Source organism: Micromonospora cremea (genome assembly GCF_900143515.1).
Taxonomy (GTDB): domain Bacteria; phylum Actinomycetota; class Actinomycetes; order Mycobacteriales; family Micromonosporaceae; genus Micromonospora; species Micromonospora cremea.
On the sequence record NZ_FSQT01000002.1, the window covers coordinates 77407 to 100600 of the forward strand.

General features: G+C 72.0%; 24 protein-coding genes. 7 read left to right on the top strand and 17 right to left on the bottom strand.

Translation table 11 applies throughout. The features are described 5' to 3' along the window. Window positions 1-125 precede the first annotated feature (125 nt). Complete coding sequence (locus BUS84_RS39890; protein WP_244298570.1) at window positions 126-413, bottom strand: cellulose binding domain-containing protein; 288 nt, start codon at window positions 411-413, stop codon at window positions 126-128. Between BUS84_RS39890 and BUS84_RS39895 the strand changes: the two genes are divergently transcribed. After that, the gene (locus tag BUS84_RS39895; protein ID WP_244298571.1) at window positions 388-843 is read left to right on the top strand and encodes a hypothetical protein; all 456 of its coding nucleotides are present in this window, start codon (window positions 388-390) and stop codon (window positions 841-843) included. The genes BUS84_RS39890 and BUS84_RS39895 overlap by 26 nt on opposite strands. 66 nt (window positions 844-909) lie before the next feature. On the opposite strand, the gene BUS84_RS37530 is transcribed toward BUS84_RS39895, so the two are convergent. The 3 genes from BUS84_RS37530 to BUS84_RS13720 form a co-directional block, all read right to left on the bottom strand. Next, window positions 910-1602, bottom strand: coding sequence for a hypothetical protein (locus tag BUS84_RS37530; RefSeq protein WP_143728422.1), 693 nt, complete (start codon window positions 1600-1602; stop codon window positions 910-912). A 127-nt stretch (window positions 1603-1729) separates the two neighbouring features. After that, window positions 1730-2119 (bottom strand): hypothetical protein, encoded by a 390-nt coding sequence (locus BUS84_RS13715; protein WP_074312725.1) that lies wholly within the window; start codon window positions 2117-2119, stop codon window positions 1730-1732. Between the two features lie 36 nt (window positions 2120-2155). Next, window positions 2156-2839 (bottom strand): hypothetical protein, encoded by a 684-nt coding sequence (locus BUS84_RS13720; RefSeq protein WP_074312726.1) that lies wholly within the window; start codon window positions 2837-2839, stop codon window positions 2156-2158. Between the two features lie 19 nt (window positions 2840-2858). Between BUS84_RS13720 and BUS84_RS13725 the strand changes: the two genes are divergently transcribed. From BUS84_RS13725 to BUS84_RS13735, 3 genes are all read left to right on the top strand, one after another. Next, window positions 2859-3047 (top strand): hypothetical protein, encoded by a 189-nt coding sequence (locus BUS84_RS13725; protein ID WP_074312727.1) that lies wholly within the window; start codon window positions 2859-2861, stop codon window positions 3045-3047. Between the two features lie 71 nt (window positions 3048-3118). Further along, window positions 3119-3841, top strand: a complete 723-nt coding sequence (locus tag BUS84_RS13730; protein ID WP_074312728.1) for a dienelactone hydrolase family protein — start codon at window positions 3119-3121, stop codon at window positions 3839-3841. Between the two features lie 830 nt (window positions 3842-4671). Further along, on the top strand, window positions 4672-5331 hold the full coding sequence (locus BUS84_RS13735) for a C39 family peptidase (protein WP_074312729.1): 660 nt from the start codon (window positions 4672-4674) through the stop codon (window positions 5329-5331). Between the two features lie 72 nt (window positions 5332-5403). Here the strand turns inward: BUS84_RS13735 and BUS84_RS13740 are convergent, their stop codons facing one another. Then, a complete protein-coding gene (locus BUS84_RS13740) occupies window positions 5404-6057 on the bottom strand; it encodes a DedA family protein (protein WP_074312730.1) in 654 nt (217 codons plus the stop codon). Between the two features lie 276 nt (window positions 6058-6333). Between BUS84_RS13740 and BUS84_RS13745 the strand changes: the two genes are divergently transcribed. Then, on the top strand, window positions 6334-9186 hold the full coding sequence (locus tag BUS84_RS13745; RefSeq protein WP_074312731.1) for an aconitate hydratase: 2853 nt from the start codon (window positions 6334-6336) through the stop codon (window positions 9184-9186). 83 nt (window positions 9187-9269) lie between these two features. Here BUS84_RS13745 and BUS84_RS13750 read toward each other — a convergent pair whose 3' ends face one another. From BUS84_RS13750 to BUS84_RS13790, 9 genes are all read right to left on the bottom strand, one after another. Continuing rightward, entirely contained in the window at window positions 9270-10499 is a 1230-nt protein-coding gene (locus tag BUS84_RS13750) for an RNA polymerase sigma factor (protein ID WP_074318778.1), read from the bottom strand. Between the two features lie 55 nt (window positions 10500-10554). Further along, window positions 10555-10890: a YciI family protein gene (locus tag BUS84_RS13755; protein ID WP_074312732.1), complete on the bottom strand. Its 336-nt coding sequence runs from the start codon at window positions 10888-10890 to the stop codon at window positions 10555-10557. 93 nt (window positions 10891-10983) lie between these two features. Continuing rightward, a complete protein-coding gene (locus BUS84_RS13760; protein ID WP_074312733.1) occupies window positions 10984-11595 on the bottom strand; it encodes a GTP-binding protein in 612 nt (203 codons plus the stop codon). Continuing rightward, entirely contained in the window at window positions 11576-11962 is a 387-nt protein-coding gene (locus BUS84_RS13765) for a DUF742 domain-containing protein (RefSeq protein WP_074312734.1), read from the bottom strand. The genes BUS84_RS13760 and BUS84_RS13765 overlap by 20 nt, the downstream gene beginning before the upstream one ends. 5 nt (window positions 11963-11967) lie before the next feature. Continuing rightward, window positions 11968-12390, bottom strand: a complete 423-nt coding sequence (locus BUS84_RS13770; protein ID WP_074312735.1) for a roadblock/LC7 domain-containing protein — start codon at window positions 12388-12390, stop codon at window positions 11968-11970. A 90-nt stretch (window positions 12391-12480) separates the two neighbouring features. Further along, window positions 12481-15096: a sensor histidine kinase gene (locus tag BUS84_RS13775; RefSeq protein ID WP_074312737.1), complete on the bottom strand. Its 2616-nt coding sequence runs from the start codon at window positions 15094-15096 to the stop codon at window positions 12481-12483. Window positions 15097-15205: 109 nt separating this feature from the next. Continuing rightward, window positions 15206-16825, bottom strand: a complete 1620-nt coding sequence (locus BUS84_RS13780) for a prenyltransferase/squalene oxidase repeat-containing protein (RefSeq protein WP_244298572.1) — start codon at window positions 16823-16825, stop codon at window positions 15206-15208. Then, complete coding sequence (locus BUS84_RS13785; RefSeq protein ID WP_208869669.1) at window positions 16822-17733, bottom strand: terpene synthase family protein; 912 nt, start codon at window positions 17731-17733, stop codon at window positions 16822-16824. Before BUS84_RS13785 ends, BUS84_RS13780 begins: the two co-directional genes overlap by 4 nt. Continuing rightward, complete coding sequence (locus tag BUS84_RS13790) at window positions 17730-19115, bottom strand: cytochrome P450 (RefSeq protein WP_425293453.1); 1386 nt, start codon at window positions 19113-19115, stop codon at window positions 17730-17732. Before BUS84_RS13790 ends, BUS84_RS13785 begins: the two co-directional genes overlap by 4 nt. A gap of 384 nt (window positions 19116-19499) precedes the next feature. Between BUS84_RS13790 and BUS84_RS13795 the strand changes: the two genes are divergently transcribed. Next, window positions 19500-19748: a DUF2630 family protein gene (locus tag BUS84_RS13795; RefSeq protein WP_074312741.1), complete on the top strand. Its 249-nt coding sequence runs from the start codon at window positions 19500-19502 to the stop codon at window positions 19746-19748. 46 nt (window positions 19749-19794) lie between these two features. On the opposite strand, the gene BUS84_RS13800 is transcribed toward BUS84_RS13795, so the two are convergent. From BUS84_RS13800 to BUS84_RS13810, 3 genes are all read right to left on the bottom strand, one after another. Beyond that, entirely contained in the window at window positions 19795-20727 is a 933-nt protein-coding gene (locus BUS84_RS13800; RefSeq protein WP_074312743.1) for a serine protein kinase RIO, read from the bottom strand. A gap of 214 nt (window positions 20728-20941) precedes the next feature. Continuing rightward, complete coding sequence (locus BUS84_RS13805) at window positions 20942-21586, bottom strand: HAD family hydrolase (protein ID WP_074312745.1); 645 nt, start codon at window positions 21584-21586, stop codon at window positions 20942-20944. A 65-nt stretch (window positions 21587-21651) separates the two neighbouring features. Beyond that, window positions 21652-22509, bottom strand: a complete 858-nt coding sequence (locus BUS84_RS13810) for a carbon-nitrogen hydrolase family protein (protein WP_074312747.1) — start codon at window positions 22507-22509, stop codon at window positions 21652-21654. An 88-nt stretch (window positions 22510-22597) separates the two neighbouring features. Between BUS84_RS13810 and BUS84_RS13815 the strand changes: the two genes are divergently transcribed. Continuing rightward, the gene (locus tag BUS84_RS13815; RefSeq protein WP_074312749.1) at window positions 22598-23170 is read left to right on the top strand and encodes a TetR/AcrR family transcriptional regulator; all 573 of its coding nucleotides are present in this window, start codon (window positions 22598-22600) and stop codon (window positions 23168-23170) included. The last annotated feature ends 24 nt before the right edge of the window (window positions 23171-23194 follow it).

Here is a 23194-nt window from a genome sequence, read left to right on the forward strand (position 1 = left end):
GTGATTGGCCGCACGCTAACCCTTGCCGAAACAATCTGCAATACCTTGCAAACAAAGTCGTAACAGAGCAACCGCCTTGCGAAAGCATCGCGCACCAACCGTGCGTCCACCGACGACCGTCCAAGTCAGAACCCAGTGCAGCGCACCCCGTCGACCGTGCACCCTTGCGGCGTGGTCAACGCCCGCTCCAGATGGAACCGCAACGTCGCCGACCCGCCGGCCGGCACGTCCACCCCACTGGCGTACGTGAAGCCGCCGCCGGTCTGCCGCACCGTCCCCTGTGGCACGCCCTCCACCCAGGCGGTCACGAACCGCCCACCGCCGAAGTCCAACCGCACCGTCCAGCCCCGGTCCTCGACGGCCCGGTTGACGATCAGCACCTCGCCGATGAAACCCCCGTCGAAGCTCTGCACGACCCGGTACCGCCCACTCACCACGGGAACGCTCTGCATTGGCCCTGTCGCCGGCCTGCTCGTCGCCGGCCCGCCCGTCCGGCCGGCCGTCGACGGCCGCGACCCGGCCGACGCGCTCGGCGACAGTCCACTCGCGCGCGGGGACAGCCCCGGCCGCAACGGCGGCGCCGACGATCCCGGGGGCGTCGGCGTCGAGACGGTGGGCGGGACCGGACCCTGCGGCAGCGACAGCGCCGGTGGCAGCGCCGATGCCTCATCCGACGCCGGACTACATCCCCGATACGCGCCCAGCGCCATGAAGAGCAGGACCACCATCACCACGACGCCGGCGAACACCACGATCCAGGGCGACGACGCGACAGCGGCCGGACCACGGGACCGACGCATGCCGGACATGAACCTCCCTCAGCCGGCCGTCCGGGCAGCGTAGCCACCGGCGGCCAGACCCGGAAGCTCCGGCGGCGGCACCGCACGGCCCGCCGAACCGGGCACCAGGTCAACCGAGCTGGCAGTCGACTCCGTTGACCGTGCACCGGTCCGGCCACTCCCCCGATACGTCCCGGCCGAGCCGCAGCCGCAGCCGCAGCGTCCAGGTGTCACCCGAGGCCAGCGAACGGGTGCCACGCAGCACGAAATCGCCGTCCCCGCCCGCCCACACCGAAACCCCCGAGTCGCCGCTGACCCGCAGCCCCCGCACATCGTCGCCGAACGCCAGCTCCACCCGCCAGTCCAGCGCCCCACCCGACGCGTTCGTGACCGACAGCACCGCCTCGGTCCCGTCCCACCCATCCGTTCCGCCCTGGTACCGGGCCGTGACCGTCCCGTCCGCCGGACCCAGCGGCACCACCGGCGCCGCCGGGGCGCTCGTCCGGCCCGGAGCCGGCGAGCTGGTGCTGACCCGCGGCGACGGCATCCGGCTGCTGCTCGACGGCCGCGGCGACGGCGTGCGCCGCTCCGCCCCGGTCGGAGTCGCCGTCGCCGTGGCCGACGCGGCGGCCGGCACGGTCGGCAGGAACACCGGCGGCGCAGCCTGCGACGTGGCCTCCCGCTCCCGGGTACGGAACGACAGCAGCGCGACCACCAACAACACCACCAGCGCGCAGACGCCGAGCAGCACCACGATCCACGGCACCGACGCCAGCACCCGGGCCGCCCGCGCACCCTCCGCACCGTCCGGCCGCACCGCCATCAGGTCCCCCCTCGTCCCCCGCCAACGCGCCAGCGTAGCCAGCACCGGCCAGACCGGAAACCGGGCGGGCACGGATCCGGCCGACCAGCCGGCCCGGAGCGGAAAACGGCTCGGTCGCGCCGGTTGATCAGGCCGTCCGGACAACCGTGCAGATGACCGGCCCCTCACCGGTGGTGCGCAGCAGGTAGCTGTACCGCTCCCCCGGCACCGCGTGCCCCCGACTGTCCAGGAACTCCCACTCCACCGCCACCATCGTCAGCAGCGCGGACATCGGCCGCACATCCTCGATCCGGGCGTGCGCCGCCACCAGCTCCCGGTCCTGGTAGTCGGGTGCGGCGCCCACGAAGGACAGCGCCACCGCCGCCGGCGAGTTGAACGAGAAGCTGTAGGTGTCGGCCACCACCAACCCGGGCAGGGCGTAGCAGCTGGCGATGGCCGGCAGGTCGCCGGAAGTCAACGCCGCGCCGTACCGGTCGAAGAAGTCGGTCAGCGCGTCGAGATCGGTGGAGGCGTTCACCGCCCAGCAATTGCCGGTCAGCGGGCAGGTCAAACCTCAGCGCGGAGGAACCTGGACCTCAATCTCCGCACCCAGCCGGGCGTCGGCGGCCAACCCCAGGTCGTCCCCACTCCAGAACCGCCCCGGGTCGTACCAGTTCGGACGCCGGCCAGCCGGCAGCAGCCCCATCGCCTCGTAGGTCACCGCCACCACCTCGGCGCAGTACGCCGTCTCCAACGCCCGGTCCCGGGCCGCCGGCGACCCACCCGTCGACGGGGCCGGAGTCGACGGCGGCACGGGCCGACCGGGTCGCGGCAGCGCCGGCACCCGACCACGCACCCACCGCCAGGCCAACTGCGCGGTGGACGGAAACGGCGTGCCGTCCAGCCGCGCGATCGTCCGCAACACCGCCCGTTCCATCTCCCCGTCCGCCGGTGGATCGAGCTGCCGTAGCCAGGCCCGCTGGCCGTACCGGTTGGCCCAGACGCCGACCGCGTCACGCAGGTCGTGCAGCTGCACACCGCGCTGGTGGGTGCCGGACCACAGATCCGGCAGCGACCTGCCCAGCTCCGCGTGCCACATCAGCGGCGGCATGTCGTCCAGCACCACCGCCATACCCACATGGTTGACCGGACTGTTGGTGGTGAACTGGATCGCCCGGTCCGGCACGCTGCGACCCCGGAACACCCACACGTCGCCGGTGCGGGTCAACTCGACGGCCTCGTCCAGGCTGATGCTCATGAGGGTCTAGCCTAGGCCGATGCGGCAACGAATGCGGTGGTGGAAGGTCCTCGGGCTGGCCGGCCTCGCCGGGGTCGCGGCCTCCGGTGTGGTCATCGCGCGGGCCGAACGACGTCGGCGCGCGTACACGCCGGAGGAGATCCGGCAGCGGCTGCTCGAACGGCACGCCCAGGCGAGCGACGCCGGGAAACCCGCCGACCCGGCCTGACACCCGCCTCGACGCTCCCCGTGGACGGTCAACGGGCAGCTGAGCAGATCCATGATCGATATCATCCGGTCATGACGACGCCCGTCGCTCAGCGACCCTTTGTCCTGTCCTCCCCCGCCGCGCCGGTCGAGCGGCACGGCAGCGTCGACCTGCACCTGCCCGCCGTCGCCGGTCTCGCACCCGCCGTCGTGGTGGTACACGGCGCCCCGCTGCCGCCGGATGTTCCCGACCCCCGCGACTGGCTGCTCTACCGCGGCTACGGCGCGCTGCTCGCCGAGAGCGGTCTGGTCGCCGCGCTGATCAGCTACCAGGTCGCCGAACTGTCGGCGCTACCCGCCACGGCCGACGACATCGCCGGGATGGTCGAGCAGGTCCGCGCCGAACCCCGGGTCGACCCCGACCGGGTGGTGCTCTGGTTCTTCTCCGGCGGGGGCCTGCTGTCGGCCGACTGGTTGCGCGCGGCGCCGCCGTGGCTACGCGGGATCGCGCTGACCTACCCGCTGCTCACCCCGCTTCCCGGCTGGCAGGTCGACGCAAGGTTCCTGCCCGTCGACGCCCTCGGCTCCGGTGCGGGCGTCCCGCTGGTGCTGACCAGGGCGGGGCGGGACATACCGCCGATCCTCGCCGGCATCGAGGAGTTCCTCGCGGCGGCGACGACCCATGACCGGCCGGTACGGGTCATCGAGGTGCCCGACGGGCAGCACTCCTTCGACATCCTCGACCACACGCCGCAGTCCGAGGCGGCCGTCCTGGCCGCCCGAGACGCGGTCCTGGATCTCCTCGACGCCACCTGATCCACACGCCAACGCGGTTGCGTGCCCCACGCCGATGGTCAAGATCGGCGCAACTTCCGGGAAAGTGCTGCCTCCCGAGGCGTCGAGGCCACGGTTTCCCAGAAGGTGCGCAGATCTTGCATGCGGCACCCCAGAGCAACCTCGGCTCGGCCGCTGAGGGGTTGATCGACTCCGTATTGCCGACATCGGGGCATCCCTGCCGAGGACCCGCCGACATCGCCGACACCGAGTCGATCAACTTGACGAGGCGGGTCCCGGACGAGATCGCCATTCAACGTGATACCTCAGAGTCATATTGATCTGCGCAACTTCGGGGAAAGGTGTGGCCTCGGCGCGTCGGGAGGCAGCATTTCCCGGAAACTGCGCGGATCTTGACGTCGGTGGGTTCAGGATCCGGCGGCCTGAATGTCCGGTTCGGGATCGGTGCCGTTGGGCGCGGTGTCCGTTGCTGGGGTCGGTGTGGCGTGGTCGGGGCCACCCGTGGGGTGGAATCGGGGGCCGCCCGGGGTGGTTATACCTGGCAGATCACCGTGGCCCCCGGCCCGGTGCGGTAGCGGTCGGGAACACCGGCCAGGGCGCCGCGGTTAGATCCCCGGTAGCCGCCGGCCGTGGGACACCGGCCAGGGCGCCGTGGTTACATCCCCCGTAGCCGCCGGCCGTGGAACACCCGGTTGGCCGCGACGGTTACATCCCCCGGACACCCGTGCAGGCCCCTGGTGCCGCCGGGCAGATCCCCTCCGAACTTCTTTCCTCCTTGTTTTTCCCGTGCGACGCACGTCCCCGTTTTTGTGTGTGTCGTGCGTACCCCTGATGCAGAGGAGCACGCCGTTATGCGTACCGATCTGATTCGTAAGACTGCTCTGACCGCTGCTGGGCTCGCGTTCACCGGTGGTGCTATCGCCGGGCCGGTGACCGCCGCGTACGCCGCGTCGGACGCCAAGCCGGCCACGCAGACCCAGTCGGAGCGTAAGCCGTCGGGTGAGCGTCAGCTGGGTGTGCGGTACGAGGCGCAGCCGAACTTCTACTACTGCGGTCCGGCCGCGACGCGTAACGCCCTGTCGGTGCAGGGTAAGGACATCAGCGTGGACGCGATGGCCAAGGAGATGGGCACCACCGAGGCCGGCACCGACTCGATCAACGACATCACCCCGGTGCTGAACAAGGAGACCGGCAAGAAGCACGCCTACCACTCGGTGGAGATCTCCAGCCAGAGTGCTGACGGTAAGCAGACCGACAAGCTGCGCGGCGACATCGTGCGCACCGTGGATGACGGTCGGGCCGTGGTGGCGAACATCGCCGGCACCACCACCGACACCGACGGCGCCGCGCACTCCTTCGAGGGCGGGCACTACATCAGCGTCGTGGGCTACCGCGACAACGGCAACGTCGTGAAGATCGCCGACTCGGCCGATCCGAACACCGCCTCCTACGAGGTCACCGTCGAGCACCTCGCCGACTGGATCGCCACCCGCGGCTACGCCACCAGCTGACCCCCAACACCAAACCGACAAGGGCCGGACCCCCACCAGGGGTCCGGCCCTTTCGTCACGTCCGGGTCAGTCTTATTCGCTGCCCGCGCGGACCGGCTCGGCGTCCGGGGTCGGTTCGGCCGTCTCGAACCGGTGGGCACGTCGGCGCAGCCACCACGTGCTGGCGAGGCCGGCGAGCACCGCGAGGACCAGCCCGGCCCAGGAGATGTCCTTGAGCCAGTGCTCGGCCGCGCGGCCCACGGTGAACAGCAGGTAGGTGGTGCCGAACGCCCAGACCAGCCCGCCGGCCGCGTTGGCCAGCAGGAACCGCCGGTACGGCACGTGCAGTGCCCCGGCGAGCGGGCCGGCCAGGATCCGCAGTAGTGCCACGAACCGGCCGAAGAAGACTGCCCAGACGCCGTACCGGGCGAAGCTCTGCTCGGCGCGGGCGAGCTGCGCCGGGCCGAGATGTCGGGGGAAGCGCCGGCCCAGCCGGGCCAGCAGTGGGCGGCCACCCCGGCGGCCCACCGCGTACCCGACGGAGTCGCCGATGATCGCGCCGGTGGCAGCGGCGGTGGCGACCCACTCCGGTTCCACCACGCCGGTGGCGGCGAGCAGGGCGGAGCTGACCAGAACGATCTCGCCGGGCAGTGGGACGCCCATGCTCTCCACGCCGATCACACCGGCGACGAGCAGGTAGACCGCGATCGGCGGCAGCGACACGAGCCAGTGCTGAACGTCGAACACCGTCGACCCCTTCCTCGTCCGGCCTCGAACCCTACCTGCGGCTGGCCGGCCGGATCTGCCCCTGCGGCGTGACTCCCGGTCACGTGGCTGGCCGTACGTTCGCTGGCGCGTCCTAGGAGGCTGGGGATGGGGCGCGGCCCGGACCCGTCGGGTTGCGTAACTAGCAAGACGGACGTACGGTTTTGTTGAGAGCGGAATCACCGGTAAGTGTCACCTAACCTCGGCGGCACCTCGGCCGGTGCGACACACTGCTCAGGACTACTCACGGTCGCTGGTGTGAAGGAGTACGACGTGGCGAGCCTCGACACCTTCGGTGCGAAGACCCAGCTACGCGTCGGAGACGCGAGCTACGAGATTTTCAAGATCGACAAGGTGGACGGCCACGACCGGCTGCCGTACAGCCTGAAGATCCTGCTGGAGAACCTGCTGCGGACCGAGGACGGCGCGAACATCACCGCCGACCACATCCGCCAGCTCGGCGGGTGGGACTCCACCGCCGCCCCGAGCGTGGAAATCCAGTTCACCCCCGCGCGGGTGCTGATGCAGGACTTCACCGGCGTGCCCTGCGTGGTCGACCTGGCCACCATGCGCGAGGCGGTGCGCGACCTGGGCGGCGACGCCACCAAGGTCAACCCCCTCGCCCCGGCCGAGCTGGTCATCGACCACTCCGTCATCGCCGACCTGTTCGGCCGCGCGGACGCCTTCGAGCGCAACGTCGAGCTGGAGTACGAGCGCAACAAGGAGCGCTACCAGTTCCTGCGCTGGGGCCAGACCGCGTTCAACGAGTTCAAGGTCGTCCCGCCGGGCACCGGCATCGTGCACCAGGTCAACATCGAGTACCTGGCCCGCACCATCATGGAGCGCAACGGCCAGGCGTACCCCGACACGGTGGTCGGCACCGACTCGCACACCACGATGGTCAACGGCCTGGGCGTGCTGGGCTGGGGCGTCGGCGGCATCGAGGCCGAGGCCGCGATGCTCGGCCAGCCGGTCAGCATGCTGATCCCCCGCGTGGTGGGCTTCAAGCTGCACGGCGAGATGCCGGCCGGCACCACCGCCACCGACCTGGTGCTGACCATCACCGAGATGCTGCGCAAGCACGGCGTGGTCGGCAAGTTCGTCGAGTTCTACGGCCCCGGCGTGAGCGCGGTGCCGCTGGCCAACCGGGCCACCATCGGCAACATGTCCCCGGAGTACGGCTCCACCGTGGCGATCTTCCCGATCGACGCCGAGACGGTCCGCTACCTGAAGCTGACCGGCCGGGACGACGCGCAGGTCGCGCTCGTCGAGGCGTACGCCAAGGAGCAGGGCCTCTGGCACGACCCGGACGCGGAGCCGGAGTACTCCGAGCGCCTGGAGCTCGACCTGAGCACCATCGAGCCGTCGCTGGCCGGCCCGAAGCGCCCGCAGGACCGGGTGCCGCTGGGCAGTGCCAAGACGCTGTTCCGCTCGGCGCTGACCGACTACGTCGCCGACGACTCCGCCGGCGAGCGCGACCTCAAGCCGGGCGTGCCCCGCGAGGAACTGCCGCGCGGTGCCAACGGCCCGGCCGACGAGGCCAGCGCCGAGTCGTTCCCGGCCAGCGACCCGCCGGCCAACGAGTTCAGCGACCCGGCCGACGAGCCGCGCGACCTGGAGACGGCGGCGGTCGGCTCCGGCGGTCGGGCCACCGACCCGATCCGGGTCACCGGCGCCGACGGCGTCGAGTACGAGCTGGACCACGGTGCCGTGGTGATCGCCGCGATCACCTCCTGCACCAACACCTCCAACCCGCAGGTGATGATCGGCGCCGCGCTGCTGGCTCGCAACGCGGTGGAGAAGGGCCTGACCCGCAAGCCGTGGGTCAAGACCACGCTGGCGCCCGGCTCCAAGGTCGTCATGGACTACTACGAGCGCGCCGGCCTCACCCCGTACCTGGACAAGCTCGGCTTCAACCTGGTCGGCTACGGCTGCACCACCTGCATCGGCAACTCCGGCCCGCTGCCGGAGGAGGTGTCCGCCGCGGTCAACGAGAAGGACCTCGCCGTCGTCTCGGTACTGTCCGGCAACCGGAACTTCGAGGGCCGGATCAACCCGGACGTCAAGATGAACTACCTGGCGTCCCCGCCGCTGGTGGTCGCGTACGCGCTGGCCGGCACGATGGACATCGACCTGGCCAACGAGCCGATCGGCGAGGACAACGAGGGCAACCCCGTCTTCCTGCGCGAGATCTGGCCGAACAGCGCCGAGATCCAGGACGTCATCGCCCAGGCGATCGGCGCCACCGGGTTCAGCGCCGCGTACGCCGACGTCTTCGCCGGCGACGAGCGGTGGCAGTCGCTGCCCACCCCGACCGGCGACACTTTCGCCTGGGCGGACGACTCCACCTACGTGCGCAAGCCCCCGTACTTCGAGGGCATGCAGCAGGAGCCGAGCCCGGTGACCGACATCGCCGACGCCCGGGTGCTGGCCAAGCTGGGTGATTCGGTGACCACCGACCACATCTCGCCGGCCGGCTCGATCAAGGCCGACTCCCCGGCCGGTCAGTACCTGGCCGAGCACGGCGTGCCGCGGCACGAGTTCAACTCATACGGCTCGCGCCGGGGCAACCACGAGGTGATGATCCGGGGCACCTTCGCCAACATCCGGCTGCGCAACCAGCTGGTCCCCGGGGTGGAGGGCGGCTTCACCGTCAACCACCTCACCGGCGAGCAGTCCTCGATCTACGACGCCTCCATGGCCTACCAGGAGGCCGGCATCCCGCTGGTCATCCTGGCCGGCAAGGAGTACGGCTCGGGCTCGTCGCGGGACTGGGCGGCCAAGGGCACCATGCTGCTGGGCGTCCGGGCGGTCATCGCCGAGTCCTACGAGCGGATCCACCGCTCCAACCTGATCGGCATGGGCGTGCTGCCGCTGCAGTTCCCGGTGGACACCACCGCCGAGTCGCTCGGCCTCACCGGCACCGAGACGTTCACCTTCACCGGGGTGACCGCGCTCAACGATGGCGAGACCCCGCGCACGGTGAAGGTCACCACCGACACCGGCGTCGAGTTCGACGCGGTGGTCCGGATCGACACCCCGGGCGAGGCGGACTACTACCGGCACGGCGGCATCCTGCAGTACGTGCTGCGCCGCATGATCGCCAACTGACGCACCGACGTCACCAGGGCCCCTGATCGCCGCGAGCGGTCAGGGGCCCTGCCGCGTTCGGAGCCCCACGCCAGCGCGACGGGCTACGGGGCGAGCTCCACGGCCCGGCTCAACAGGGCGCGTCGCTCCGCGGCGGAGCCCACCGCCTCGGCGGCCCGCCGGAACAGGGTGGCGGCGCGCAGCCGGTCGCCCTGCCGAGCCACCAGGTCGGCCTCGACAGCAACGGCGTGCGGGTAGCCGTCCAGCCCGCCCCCGGCGCGGGCCGCGTCGAGCAACGCCAACCCGGCGGCCGGACCGTACGCGTAGCCGTGCGCGACCGCGCGGTTGAGCGCCACCACCGGCGAGGGTCGGATGCCGCTCAACGCGTCGTAGGCCCGTGCGATCGCCGGCCAGTCGGTGGCCTCGGCGGACGCGGCGGTGGCGTGGCAGGCGGCGATCCGGGCCTGCCACGCGTACGGCCCGTCGTGGCGTGCCCGGGCCAGTGCGGCGAGCCCCTCCGCGATCGCGCTGTTGTCCCACCGGCGGCGGTCCTGCCGGTCGAGCGTGAGCAGCGCACCGGCAGCGTCGCGACGGGCGTCCCGGCGGGAGTGCTGGAACAGGAACAGCGCCAGCATTGCGGCGACCTCGGACTGCTCCGGCATCAGCCGGTCGAGCAGCCGGGCCAGCCGGACCGCCTCGTCGGCGAAGGCCGGTTCGCCGTCGGCGACGTAGCCCCGGGTGAAAAGCAGGTACAGCACGGCGAGCACGCCGGGCAGCCGCTCGGTCAGCGCCGGCCCGCTCGGCACCCCGTACGGGATGCCCGCCTGCGCGATGCGGGTCCGGGCCCGGGTCAGCCGTCGGGTCATCGTCGACTCGCTGACCAGGAGGAGCCGGGCGATGGCGGCGGTGGGCACACCGCAGACGGTGCGCAGCGTCAACGCCACCCGGGCCTCGATCGCGAGCGCCGGGTGGCAGCACGTGAAGATCAGTCGCAGCCGGTCGTCCACCACGTCCTCCCCCACGCCGAGGCTGGGCTCCGCGTCGGCCGGCGTGAGCACCGCCAGGTCGTGCAGCTTGCGGCGCTCCACGGCGGCCCGGCGCAGCACGTCGATCGCCCGGTTGCGGGCCACCGTCATCAGCCAGCCGCCCGGGTTCGCCGGCACGCCGTCGCCGGGCCAGCGCTCCAGGGCGACGGTCAACGCCTCCTGGGCGCAGTCCTCGGCCAGCGCCCAGTCCCCGGTCACCCGGATCAGGGTCGCGACGATCCGTGCGTACGCCTCGGCGCCGGCGGCCGCGACGGCCTCCGCCGCCGCAGCCGCCGGTGTGCCGGTCACCCGGTCGGCGCTCGCGTGCCACGCACCGTCCGGTGTTTCGGTACGGGTCACCCGGTCAGGCGGGCAGGCCCGCGAACGGGCGCAGTTCCAGCCGTCCGTGCCGGGCCATCGGGTGGGCCCGCGCCACCTCGATCGCCTCGTCGAGGTCGGCGCAGTCGAGCAGGTCGAATCCCACGATCACCTCCGTGGTCTCGGCGAACGGCCCGTCGGAGACGAGCAGCTCCCCGCCGCGCACGCGAACGGTGGTGGCCGCGGTGGTGGGCGCCAACGCGTCGCCCTCGAGGCGGCGGCCACGGGCGTCGTTCTCGGCCACCCACGCGTGGATGTCGGGTACGTCGGTCGGGTCGGTGTCCGGCTCGGTGTCGGTGCAGACGAACATCATGTACTTCATCTGGGCGCTCCCTGGTGTGTCCGGGTATCGCCAGCATGACGATCGGCCGCGGCCGTTCCGGACACCGGGTGCCGGAAAATCTCCCCGCGTCGGTCAGTTCGCGCTGGCGGCGCGGCGGCGGGCCTCCCGGGTCTTCATGGCGTGCTCCATCAGCGTGACGAGCACCTCCTTGCTGGACTCGCGCTGGCGGGCGTCGCAGAGCAGCACCGGCACGCCCGGGTCGAGGTTCAGCGCGGACTGCACCTCGTCGAGCCGGTACTGCCGGGCCCCCTCGAAGCAGTTGACCGCGACCACGAACGGGGTGCCCCGGCCCTCGAAGTAGTCGATCGACGGGAAGCAGTCGGCCAGCCGGCGGGTGTCCGCCAGCACCACCGCGCCGATCGCGCCCAGCGCCAGCTCGTCCCAGACGAACCAGAACCGGTCCTGCCCCGGCGTGCCGAACAGGTAGAGCACCAGGTCGTCACTGATGGTGATCCGGCCGAAGTCCATCGCCACGGTGGTGGTGGTCTTCTCCTCCACCCCGGACAGGTCGTCGATGCCGACCCCGGACTCGGTCAGCACCTCCTCGGTGCGCAACGGCCGGGTCTCGCTCACCGCGCCGACCATGGTGGTCTTGCCCACGCCGAAGCCACCGGCGACCAGGATCTTGATCGCGGTGGGCAGTGGGGTCGCTCCCGCCGGCCGGTCAGAGTGCCCGTAGTCCATTGATTACCGCCTCGAAGATGCTGTTGTCGGGAAGACCGGCCGTGGTCTGTGGCCCGCGGACCTGTACCAGGCTGCGGGCCGCCAGGTCGCCGAGGAGCACCCGGATGGTGCCCACCGGCAGGTCGAGATGGGCGGCGATCTCGGCGACGGACTGTATTCGTTGGCACAGTCCGACGATCGCCAGGTGCTCCGGACCGAGGCCGACCTCCGGTGTGACGTCGGCTCGGGTCGCGGTGACCAGGGAGATCAGGTCGAACGTGCCGGTGACCGGGCGGGCCCGCCCGCGCGTCATCGCGTACGGGCGGACCACCGGGCCCGCATGGTCATCCACCCACTGCTGGTCCGCGGCTTCTCCCTGCACCGTCATGGCCGCTACTTCTCGCCGGCCGGCTGGTCGGCGCCGCGGGATGGGGAGGCGACGTACTTGCCGACGCGGGTGACGAGCATCGCCATCTCGTACGCGATCAGGCCGACATCGGCGTCCTCGCTGGCCAGCACCGCCAGGCAGGCGTTGCGCCCGGCCGCGGTGACGAACAGGAACGACGACTGCATCTCGATGATGGTCTGCTGCACCTGCCCGCCACCGAAGCGCTTGCCGGCGCCCCGGGCCAGGCTCTGGATGCCGGCAGCCATCGCCGCGAGGTGCTCGCCGTCGTCCCGGCTCAGCCCCTGCGAGGAGGCCATCAACAGCCCGTCGGTGGAGAGCGCGACCGCATGCTCGGCCTGCTTCACCCGACCAACAAGATCATCCAGCAACCACGTCAGGTCGGCACTCGAAGCCGTCTTCTGGGCCACTCGTCGTCCTCTTCTCCCCCGGCTGTTTTCGCCGTACTCGTCTGGGGCTGACCATCACGCCGCGCGGAAACCCGCATCACCGGCGCCCGGTCAGGTAGTGCGCGGGTCCTCGTCGGTCGGGTCGGGCGTCGCCGCCGGCGGGGCGCCGGACGTGCCGCCGATCAGTCGTGCCGCGTCGGTCCGACCTCGCCGCGTGCCGCTCTGGTAGGAACTCATCATCCGGCGCACCTGCTCCGGCGGGCGCGCCACGTCCTCCTCGTCGGTCTCCGTCGCCGCAGGGTCGTCGCGCAGCTCGGGCACGATGCTCGCCTGTCGGACCCGCACCGGCAGGCCCGAGTCCGTCCGGTCCGTCTCGGCCCGGGCGGGCAGCGGCCCGCCGTCCGCGCTCGGCTCGCCGACGCCGGCGCTGTCCGTTGGTCCGACGCGGTCGACCGAGGGCAGGCCGGTGGGCATCGTCGGGCCGTCCAGGGCCGGCTGACCGAGGGCGCGCCGGGCCCTGCTGGGCAGCTCCGACGACCCGGCGGCCGGCGTCGTCCGCTGGCGGGTGGGCAGGGAGGAGGCGTCCACATCGGTCCCATCGGTCTGCGCCGTCAGACTGGTGGCATCGGTCGACACCGGCATGCCGGCCGGGACCGGCGCCGGGGCGGCCGGGGTCACCGGGTCCGGTACGTCGGGCGCCGTCGTACCCGCTGCTGCCGGTGGTGCGGCCAGCGCGAGGGTGGCCGGGCGACCGCCGTCGGCGGCGCCCACGGGGCCGACGGTCGGCGACGCGGCCAGCGGAATGGCCGGTGACCCGGCCCGCATCGCGCCGGAGTCCTCCGGGGACGCGCCGTTCTCGGTGACCAGCTCCAGCGGGATCAGCACGACAGCGGTGGTGCCGCCGTACGCCGACTCCTTGAGCCGCACCCGCACGCCGTGCCGCTCGGTCAGCCGGCTCACCACGTAGAGGCCGAGGCGGGCGGCGTTGGCGAGGTTCAGCTCGGACCGGTCCACGATCCGGTGGTTCGCCGCGGTTAGGTCCTCCTCGCTCATGCCGAGGCCCCGGTCCTCGATCTCGATGGCGAAACCGTTGGCGACCAGTTGGCCACGAACCTCCACCGTGGTGTGCGGCGGGGAGAACGACAGGCCGTTCTCGATCAGCTCGGCGAGCAGGTGGATGATGTCGCCGACCGCGCGGCCCGCCAGCGAGACCGGCCCGAGCGGCAGCACGTTGACCCGCGTGTAGTCCTCCACCTCGGCCACCGCGCCGCGCACCACGTCGACCATCGGCACGTTGCGCCGCCAGGCGCGGCCCGGGGTGGAGCCGGAGAGCACGATCAGGTTTTCCGCGTTGCGCCGCATCCGGGTGGCCAGGTGGTCGACCCGGAACAGGTCCTCCAGCTCCTCCGCGTCCTGTTCGCGCCGCTCCATCGCGTCCAGCAGGGTGAGCTGGCGGTGCACCAGCGCCTGGGTACGTCGGGCCAGGCTGAGGAAGACCTCGCGGACGTTGCGGCGCAGGTCGGCCTGCTCGACGGCGGTGCGCAGGGCGGTCTCCTGGACCGCGTTGAACGCCTTGCCGACCTGGCCGATCTCGTCGGTGCCGAACTCCAGGGGTGGCGCCTCGGTGGCCACGTCGACCTCCTCGCCGCGACCGAGCCGCTCGACCACGCTGGGCAGCCGCTCGTTGGCCAGGCGGAAGGCGGCGCTACGCAGCCGTTCCAGCTGCCGTACCAGGGCGCGGGCGGTGGTGATGGACACGACGATCGAGGCGATGACGGCGAGCAGACCGAGGCCGGTGGCCAGCGCCAACCGGACGACGACGCCGATGGCGACCGGGGTCGCCCGGTCGACCACGCCGTCGCCACCGGCCAGCACGACCTCACTGATCTCGGTCAGCGCCGGAGCGGTGGTGTCGGTCCACTCCGTCGCGTTCACGGCCGGCCGGCCGGCACCACCGGCGTGCATGACCTGGGTCTCCAGGGCGGTCAGCTGGTTGAAGGTGGCGCCCGTCGACATCGTCTCGTAGCGGCGCTGGTCGGTGGCGGGGAGCCGGACCAGTGCCGAGGTGGCGACGAACTGTCGGGCGCCGACGATCCGGGTGAACTCCGCCCGCTCGGCCGTAGTGATGCGCCCGGCGGCCAGCACGCCGGCCAGCAGCGCGTCCTCCTGGGACAGCAGCTCCCGGGACCGGTTGAGGCCGATCAGCGCGGCGGTGTCCTCGGCGACCTGCTCGTCGTCGAGGTTGCCGAGCGCGTCGTAGACCCGGTAGATCGACTCGATCACCCCGGTGAAGGTCGCGAAGGTCTCGGCCCGGTCGATGCTCCGGCCGTCGACCGCCGTACGGGTCTTGTCCAGGTCGTTCAGCCCGGTGATGAGAGCCTTGATCCGCTGGTGGAGGGTGTCGCTGCCCAGCGCGCTGACCTGCCAGTTCTCGGTGGACTTCGTAAACTTCGCCGCCAGCTGGTCGGTGCGCTGCCGCGTCTGGGCCAGCGTGGCGCGCTGCTCGTCGTCGGGTCGACCGAGGTAGGTCAGCGACGTCCGACGCTCCAACTGCAACTGCAACAGCAGCGGCTCGGTGGGATCGAAGACCTTCGTGTCCAGGGTCTGCACGCCGAGCAGGTTGACCCCGTCCCGGACGGTGACCCAGGCCGTGAAGCCCCAGAGCGCCACGAGTGAGACGAGCAGAGCAACGACCTTGGTACGCAGATTCGTACTGCGGGAACCCATTACACCGTCCCTGGCGCGACCTGTGTGATTGATCAGCAGAAGTGCGGAGTGAACGCATCGACCCCGGCGCACGCTAGCAGCGTCCGGGGTCGCGCTCAAGCGCCGCTGATCATGGGACAGCCGTACGTGGCCGGAGTGGCGCCCTGTCCATGTCGTTGACCAGGTCGGATCTGGTCAGGGCCAACTGCCGGACCGCGAGAATGGCCGCACGGACGATCAGCACGGGTGTGTAGAGATCTTTGTCATGCCACAATGGAGGATGGTCGTGGTCATCGTCTGTCTCGGTCAGGTGACGCAACCCGCGACCGATCGCCTCTCGTACGCCCGGCCCGGCTGGTCGATGGACCCCCAGCAGGACGTGCAGGGCGTACGCGGTCTCCTCCACGGTGCCGGTCCAGCGTCCCCACGTCCCGTCCGTCCGTTGGGTGGCGACCACCCAGTCAACGGCGCGGTCCACCGCCGATCCGGCGATCCCGGCCGGGGCGTACCGGTCGAGGGCTGCCACGACGCACGAGGTGGCGTAGTAGGGCGAAGCGTGCCAGCGGTCCACCCAGGAGCCGTCGGGCTGCTGCTCGTCGCCCAGCCACCCGGCCAGCGCCGCCGCACGGCCGCCGTAGCGGCTCGCGGCCGCCGACGTGTGACGGGCGTGCCAGCCGAGCGCCTCCAGCACGTGCGCGTTCGTGGTGACCGACCGCCCGTCCTCCCCCCGCCAGGTGCAGAAGTGGCTGCCGAGGTCGAAGTGGAGCAGGCTCGCCGGATCCACCGGGTGACCGAGGCGGGCGAGAGCGTAGAGAGCGACCGAGGTGGTGTCCGCGTCGGCCGGTAGTCCTGGCCCGGTCGGCGTGCCCTGCGGCCCGAGCGCGGCGGTCAACTCGGCGATGAGCTTCGGCACGGGCCGGATCGGCACCCCCGCTCGGGCCAGGCTGCTCAGCGCCCAGGCCCGCTCGAACACCGTGATCGGCGTACAGCAGGGCACCGGTCCGTCGAGGAGGCCGACAGCCGCCCTCAGGTAGGCCAGCGCCTCCGGGTCCGTGCCGGGGGTCGCCGGGTCGCCGATCCAGGCGGCGGTGGCCGCCGGCGAGGCACCCACGGCCCCGGCGATCGGGGACACGCCGTCGTGCCGACGCGCGACCGGTCCGAGCACCTCGAAGGCGTGCAGCAGCTTCTGCGGCACCGGACGTCCGGCGCCCACCAGCGCGTGTACCGCGTCGAGCCGCCGTCGGTCCACGCCGGGCAGGGCGCGGACCCCGTCGACGATGCCCCGACCGGGGCGTGCGGCAAAGAAGGTGAGGTGGTCGTTGATCCGCTGCACCAGGGCCGCCACGATGAGGTCGGACGCCGGTGTGTCCGGGAGCGGCGTGCCCCTTCCGAGCCAGTCGGCGAGCACGCCCAGCCCGCGGCTCGCCGCGGCGGCCAGCTCGGGCCGAGAGGATCCCTGGGTGCCCCGCAGTGTGCCGAGCAGCGCCTCCACCGCGCTCACCGTCGGCACCACCGCGTAGCCGCCGGCGCCACCCCACCCGCCATCGGAACGCTGTTCGTCCAGCAGGTACCGCAGCCGCCGGTCGTGCCCGGTGAGCCACGGCGCGTCCGCGACGACCCGGCCGGTCTCGTACACCGACGGGGTGACCCGGCCCGCCGGCTCGAGCACCATGGCGGCGAGCAACTCCCGGGCCGATGCGGCCATGTCGGACTCGTTGCCGGCATCGGCGGCGGCCGGTGAGGTGGTCACAGCACGCCCCAGAAGTCGGTCGACCGGTAGAAGCCGGTGCTGAAGCCGATCTGGCGGGCGAGGTAGTCGGCCTGCACCGGGCAGCTTGCGCGCAGCGGGTCGAGCAGCTCGCGGGCGTACGCCACCAGGCCGGTGATCTGGCGCTCGATGTCGGCCCGCTCCGGCACCAACATCAGCGCGTTGAGGTCCCCCCACCGCTGGTCGCGTTCGTAGGTCGCGAGGTCGTTGACGAGTCGGAGGATCCGCTGCACCTGGTCACTGGCCGCGACGAGCGCGTCGAGGTGGGCCAGCGTCGCGGGATCGCCGGAGTGGATCCAGTGCACGACGTTGACCACTGTGCAGGCCAGGTTCGCCGCGTTGGCCAGGTACTCGTCCAGGGTGGGCAGCACGCCGGTGCTGGCGGTCTGCTTCCAGTCCCACTCCCGCGCCATGGCGTCGAGCATCGTCCGCAACTCGTTCCGCCATACCGCCCCGTGGGTCGCGTACGCCGGCACGGCGGCCAGTTCGTCGTGCAATTCGGCGAGAAAGCGGCCGAGAGAGTCGTCCTCCGCCGGTTTCCCGCCCTCGGCCACGGCGAGGCAGCCCGCCGTCAACCGGTCGATCTCGTCACGGGTACGCGCCTCGTGGTCGACGAGCCAGTCGACCGCGAAGCCCCACAGCACGGCCCGGTTCGTGACGCGCAACTGGGCGAGGTCACACCAGGGCGCCCCGAATGCGATCGCCATCGCGACGTTGCCGAACAGCGCCGGGTCGAACGGTCGCGCCGGGAAGAGATCGGGGTACGCCGCAGCGCGTTCGGCCAGGTCACGTTGGCCCTTCGCGGCGAGGGCGCAGATCCGGCCCTGCTCCGCGGCCAGCGCCATCTGGTCGCTACCGGTATCCGGCAGCGACGCGAGCTCAGCGGTCATGCGGAGACACTCCGTACCGGCTGCAGGGTCACCTCGACACGCTGGAGGGGCCGCAGCGCGGCCGCCACCTTGATACCGGGCAGAGCCTGCCGCTCCAGGCGGAACCGGAACCGGCTCAGGAGGGTGGCCACGATCAGCATGGCCTCCAGATAGAACAGGTGCATGCCGATGCACTGGTGTGGGCCGCCGCCGAACGGGAAATGCGCGTACCGGTGCCGGTTGCGGACCTGCTCGGGGTCGAAGCGGTCGGGGTCGAAGACCTCGGGCCGGTCCCAGAACGCGGACATCCGGTGGGTGATCAGCGGGCTGACCACGAGAGTGGCGCCGGCCTCGATGCGTACGCCGCCGATCACGTCGGCTTCCAGGGCGCGGCGCGGGAAGAGCCAGCCGATCGGATAGAGCCGCAGCAGTTCGTCGAGCACCTGTCGGGTGTAACGCAGCTCGCGCAGGTGCTCGCGCCGGACCGGAGCGTCGCCGACCACCCGGTCGATCTCCTCGTACAGTCGCTCGGCGATCTGTTCGTCCTGCGCGATGTGCGGCCAGAGCCAGGTCAGCACGCTGATCGTGGTCTCGGTGGTGGTGGCGACCATGGAGACGGTGTCGTCACGGACCTGCCGCTCGTCGAGCCGACCGCCAGCCTCCGTGCGGCCCCGCCACAGCGTGGCGATGATGTCGTCGCCATCGGTCTCGGCCGTTCCCCGGGCGGCGCGGACGATCGGGAGCACAGTGTCGTCGATGAGTTGAACTGCCTGACGGAACGCGCGGTCGCCGGGCATCGGCATGGCCAACGGCGCCCACGGCACCAACAGCCGCGGCATCACCGACCAGGCGATCGCGTCCTGCGCCTCCATGATGCGCATCGCCTGCGGCACCGAGATCTTGTCGGCGAAGAAGACCCGCATGATCGCCGAGCAGACGATCCGAGCCTGCACGGTGCCCATGTCGACGGGCTGGCCGGCGCGGGCCGGCTCATCCAGTTCGTCGACCACTTCCTCGATCGCCTCGGCCAGCCGGTCCACCAGCGAGTCGACCCGCCGAGCGGTGAACAGCGGCTGGAGCACGTGGCGGCTGTTCTTCCAGTAATCGCCGTCACTGAGAATGCCGTCGCCGAACAACCGCTTCAGCGGGCGCCACTGGAGACCGTCGCCGGCACGGACGTAGTTGTCGGACTTCTCGCGCAGTACCCGCTGCAGGTGCTCCGGTCGGGTGATCAGGTAGGGCCGGAACGCACCGAGGCTGAGCTTCACCACCTCGCCCTGCGACCGCTCGCCCAACTCGACCAGGGTGCGGGCCGGATCGCGGAACAGATTGGGCACCACATGACGCAGCGGGACCGAGCCCGCCCGTCGCGGCTGAACCGGCACTGTCGGAGGTGCTGCCACGGGAACTGTCACTCCCTTGTGGATACTCGGTGTCGCGGAACGACTATGCGGAGTTAGGTATTCGTGGAGCATGCCACCGCTCGGTCGCCTTCCTCTAGGCGCAGTACGTGAAATTTTCACGCGCAAGGATCGCGCCCCCGCAGGATTCGGTCGGCGGGAAGTGCGCAGACCACAGATCCCGCAGGTAGCGGTGGTCGCGACCACCAGCCGGCATCCGAGGCGCTCGATAGTGACGAATATCACTCGCTACCTGTGGTGCGGGCCCGCCCAGGGACGCGCCGACTCGGCCCGGAACCCCGTCACTCGTCACCCGCACCATGCGCGCCGACCCGGCGGAACGACCGAATCCGGGCGACACCCGGCACCCTGTGCCAGGCTCTTGTCATGGACGACAAGACCATCCTGAACCGGATCTCCGAACTGGTCGACGAGGAACACAAGCTGCGTGCGGCGGCTCAGGCCCACGAGTCGGGCACCGAGGGCGAGGCCAGCCAGCGGCTGCGCGACCTGGAGGAGTCCCTCGACCAGTGCTGGGACCTGCTGCGCCGTCGGCGGGCGGCCCGGCAGACCCACGGCGACCCGGATTCCCAGGGCGAACGCCCCAAGCCCGAGGTGGAGCGCTACCTGCAATGACCGACGCGGGGGTCGGGCGGCCGGTGGGGCCGCCCGACCGGCCCGGTCAGCGAACGCCCGCCTCGCGCAGCAGCTCCCCGGTCAGCGCGCCGGGATCGGCCCGCTCGGCGGCCAGCCCCCGGGCCACGAACCAGGTGCCGACCACCCGCACGTCGCGGGCCAGGAACTCGGGCCCCTGCGGGTTCGCCACCACGTCGACCACCTGCGGCAGGTCGATCACGACCAGCCGACCGTTGTGCACGAGCAGGTTGTACGGCGACAGGTCGCCGTGCGCGTAGCCGGCCCGGGCCAGCACCCGTAGCGCCTCCACCAGTTGGCCCCACAGGTCACGCAGTTCGGCCGGGTCGGGCCGCAGCTGGGCCAGCCGGGGCGCGGCCAGCCCCGACTCGGCGTCGCCGACGAACTCCAGCATCAACTCGGTGCCCCGCAGCTGCACCGGATACGGCACGGCGATCCGGTCGTGGCCGGCGCCGATCTCCCAGAGCCGGGTCAGGGCGGCGAACTCGGCCGCGGCCCACTGCCCGGCGATCATCTGCCGGCCGAACGCCGTCCGGCCGGCCATCGCGCGGTTCTCGCGGGACCGGCGTACCCGCCGGCCCTCCAGGTAGCCGGCGTCCCGGTGGAACAGCCGGTGCTCAGGATCCCGGTAGCGCTTGACCGCCAGCAGGCAGGACCGGTCCGTGTCGGGCACCGCCCGGCGGACCAGGTGCACGTCCGCCTCCTTGCCGGTCTTCAGCACACCCAGCTCAGTGTCCTTGGCGGCCAGCTCGGTGACCAGCCAGTCCGGGTACGGCTGCGGGCCGTGCACGGCGTCGTCCCAGGACGACCAGCGGTCGCCGGTGTCCGGGTCAGGTTCGCCGTCGGGGTCGGCGGGCGGCTCGGTGGGCCGCCCGCGCTTCAGAAACTGCGGTTCGTCGTCGTCGAAGCGACTTTTGCCGCGGGTCCGGCGCTCCAGCGCCGGAAGGTCGTGATCGCGCACTGTGGTGAGGTTCCCTTGGTCGAGGCTGATGAAGGCAGCTGGAAGCGACCTGCGAAGACGGCCATGACCGACCCCCTCTCCTCGACCGGGTGTACGCCCGGGTGCACGATGCGCCGACCATGTTCGCCGTCGCCCGGCAGCCGGTCAACCGAATTACCGAAACGCCGCCACGGGCGGCCCGAGCCCGAGCGGCGGCACGCGCGCGGGGCGCCCCTCAGCCGCCGAGCACGGTGGCGACCGCGGCGATCAGCCCGTCCACCGATCGGCTCGGCGCGAACCGGGTGTCCGACCAGGTACGCCCCCGGTGCAGCCAGACGCTGGGCAGCCCAACCGCGGCAGCGCCGCCGATGTCCGCCTCCGGGCTGTCGCCGACGACCCAGGCGCCGCGCAGCGGCATCCGGACCCGCTGCGCGGCGAGCGCGAAGATCCGCGGGTTCGGCTTGCTGACCCCGGCCTCCTCGGAGATCACCCAGTCGGCCACGTAGCGGTCCAGGCCGGTCTGGCGGATCTTCGCTTCCTCCACGCGTACCGTGCCGTTGCAGACGACCACCGGCACCCAGCCGGCGTCGTCGGCGATCCGCAGGGCGCAGGCGGTCAGCGGATCGAGCCGGGTCTGCGCCACCACCCCGTCGTGCAGCTCCTCCACCAGGTCGATCGAGGGGATGCGCAGCTCGTAGCGGTCCCGGATGGCGTCCGCCAGGTCCCAGCGGTCGGTCAACCCGTCGGCGTCGATCGAGATCAGCCAGTCGATGTCGGTGGGGGGCGCGCCGATGCCGTCCAGGAAGCGCTCACCCCAGCGGCGGAACGGCCCGGCCCGATCCAGCAGGGTGTTGTCCAGGTCCAGCAGGAGCAGTGGCACTCGGGCACCCTACGGGACCGACGTGTCCGCCAACAGGTCCGGCGGGTGCCGACCTGACGGGGGGCTCAGCCGGACATCGACGCCCGCTGGCCGCCCTGGTCCGGCAGCCGATCGGCGAGCATCGAGTGGGCCGCCCGGGTGGCGGCGAGCGCGGCCGGGTCCAAGGTCGCCACCAGCACCGCCGTGCCCTCGTCGGCGCCCCGGGCCAGCACCCGCCCCTGCGGGTCGTAGATCGCCGCGCCACCGTTGAAGCACCACGGGTCGGCGCCCCCGACGGCGTTGGCGAAGACCACGAACATGGTGTTGTCCAGGGCACGGGCGGCGTAGTACAGGTCCCGGCGGTGCTCGGAGCCGGCCAGGTAGCCGCTGGGGCAGAGGTAACCGTGCGCGCCGTCGAGAGCGGCGGCGCGGCCGTGCTCGGGGAAGCAGCCGTCGTAGCAGATGCCCAGCCCGAGCCGCCAGTCCTCGACGAGCAGCGTGGCACCCCGCCCACCGGGGCTGAACAGGTCGCGTTCGCCGCCCCACAGCTGCTGCTTGTCGTACCCGATGCGGACCGCGCCGGCCCGGTCGACCACCAGCGCGGCGATGGTCCGCCGGCCGTCCGGGTGCCGGGCCGCGGCGCCGACCACCACGGTGACGCCGGCCTCGCGCGCTGCCGCGCGCAGCGGATCGAGCCGGGGGTCGGCGACCGCCCCGGCCGGGTCGGCCGTCACGTCGGTGCCCGCCGGGTCCGCGGCGAGGGTCGGCGGGTGGTACGCGCAGAGGTACAGCTCCGGCAGGACGGCTACCCGTGCGCCCTGCCCACCGGCCCGGCGGACCAGGTCGGCGGCGGCGACCGCGTTGCCGGCGACGTCGCCGGGTGTCGGCGTCGCCTGGACGGTGGCCACGGTCAGGGGTGCGGCGGGGGTGCGGGGCGGGGTCACGGGGCGATGGTAGCGGTGCCGGCTCGGGCGATATACCAAGCCGTACGTACGGTTTGCGTGACGCGGGGTGACCTGCGACGATCGACGCGTGCCCAGAGTAAGCCAGGACCAGCTCGACGCGCGCCGGCAGGAGATCCTCGCCGCCGCGCGGTCTTGTTTCGCCCGGCACGGTTACGAGGGGGCGACCGTACGCCGCCTCGAGGAGGCCACCCGACTCTCCCGGGGTGCCATCTTCCACCACTTCCGGGACAAGGACTCGCTCTTCCTCGCCGTCGCCGAGGACGACGCCGCGGCGATGGTCGAGACGGTGGCCCGCAACGGTCTGGTGCAGGTTATGCGCGACCTGCTGGCCGGCGCCGTCTCCCCCGACACCACCGGCTGGCTCGGCAGCCAGCTGGAGGTCTCCCGCCGGCTGCGCACCGACCCGGCGTTCGCCCGGCGCTGGGCGGAGCGGTCCGCGGCGATCGCCGAGGCAACCCGGGACCGGCTGGCCCGTCAGCGTGACGCCGGGGTGCTGCGCGAGGACGTGTCGATCGACGTGCTGGCCCAGTTCCTGGAGCTGGCGTACGACGGCCTGGTGCTGCACCTGGCGATGGGTCGACCGGCCGGCGACCTGGGTCCCGTGCTCGACCTGGTCGAGGAGGCGGTCCGCCGCCGCTGAGCGGTCCCACCGCCGCTGAACGTC

Coding starts and splice junctions, on each gene's coding strand:
- BUS84_RS39895 (WP_244298571.1), top strand. CDS start 388: ATGAAACCCCCGTCGAAGCTCTGCACGACCCGGTACCGCCCACTCACC.
- BUS84_RS37530 (WP_143728422.1), bottom strand. CDS start 1,602: ATGGCGGTGCGGCCGGACGGTGCGGAGGGTGCGCGGGCGGCCCGGGTG.
- BUS84_RS13720 (WP_074312726.1), bottom strand. CDS start 2,839: ATGAGCATCAGCCTGGACGAGGCCGTCGAGTTGACCCGCACCGGCGAC.
- BUS84_RS13725 (WP_074312727.1), top strand. CDS start 2,859: ATGCGGCAACGAATGCGGTGGTGGAAGGTCCTCGGGCTGGCCGGCCTC.
- BUS84_RS13730 (WP_074312728.1), top strand. CDS start 3,119: ATGACGACGCCCGTCGCTCAGCGACCCTTTGTCCTGTCCTCCCCCGCC.
- BUS84_RS13735 (WP_074312729.1), top strand. CDS start 4,672: ATGCGTACCGATCTGATTCGTAAGACTGCTCTGACCGCTGCTGGGCTC.
- BUS84_RS13755 (WP_074312732.1), bottom strand. CDS start 10,890: ATGAAGTACATGATGTTCGTCTGCACCGACACCGAGCCGGACACCGAC.
- BUS84_RS13760 (WP_074312733.1), bottom strand. CDS start 11,595: ATGGACTACGGGCACTCTGACCGGCCGGCGGGAGCGACCCCACTGCCC.
- BUS84_RS13765 (WP_074312734.1), bottom strand. CDS start 11,962: ATGACGGTGCAGGGAGAAGCCGCGGACCAGCAGTGGGTGGATGACCAT.
- BUS84_RS13775 (WP_074312737.1), bottom strand. CDS start 15,096: ATGGGTTCCCGCAGTACGAATCTGCGTACCAAGGTCGTTGCTCTGCTC.
- BUS84_RS13785 (WP_208869669.1), bottom strand. CDS start 17,733: ATGACCGCTGAGCTCGCGTCGCTGCCGGATACCGGTAGCGACCAGATG.
- BUS84_RS13795 (WP_074312741.1), top strand. CDS start 19,500: ATGGACGACAAGACCATCCTGAACCGGATCTCCGAACTGGTCGACGAG.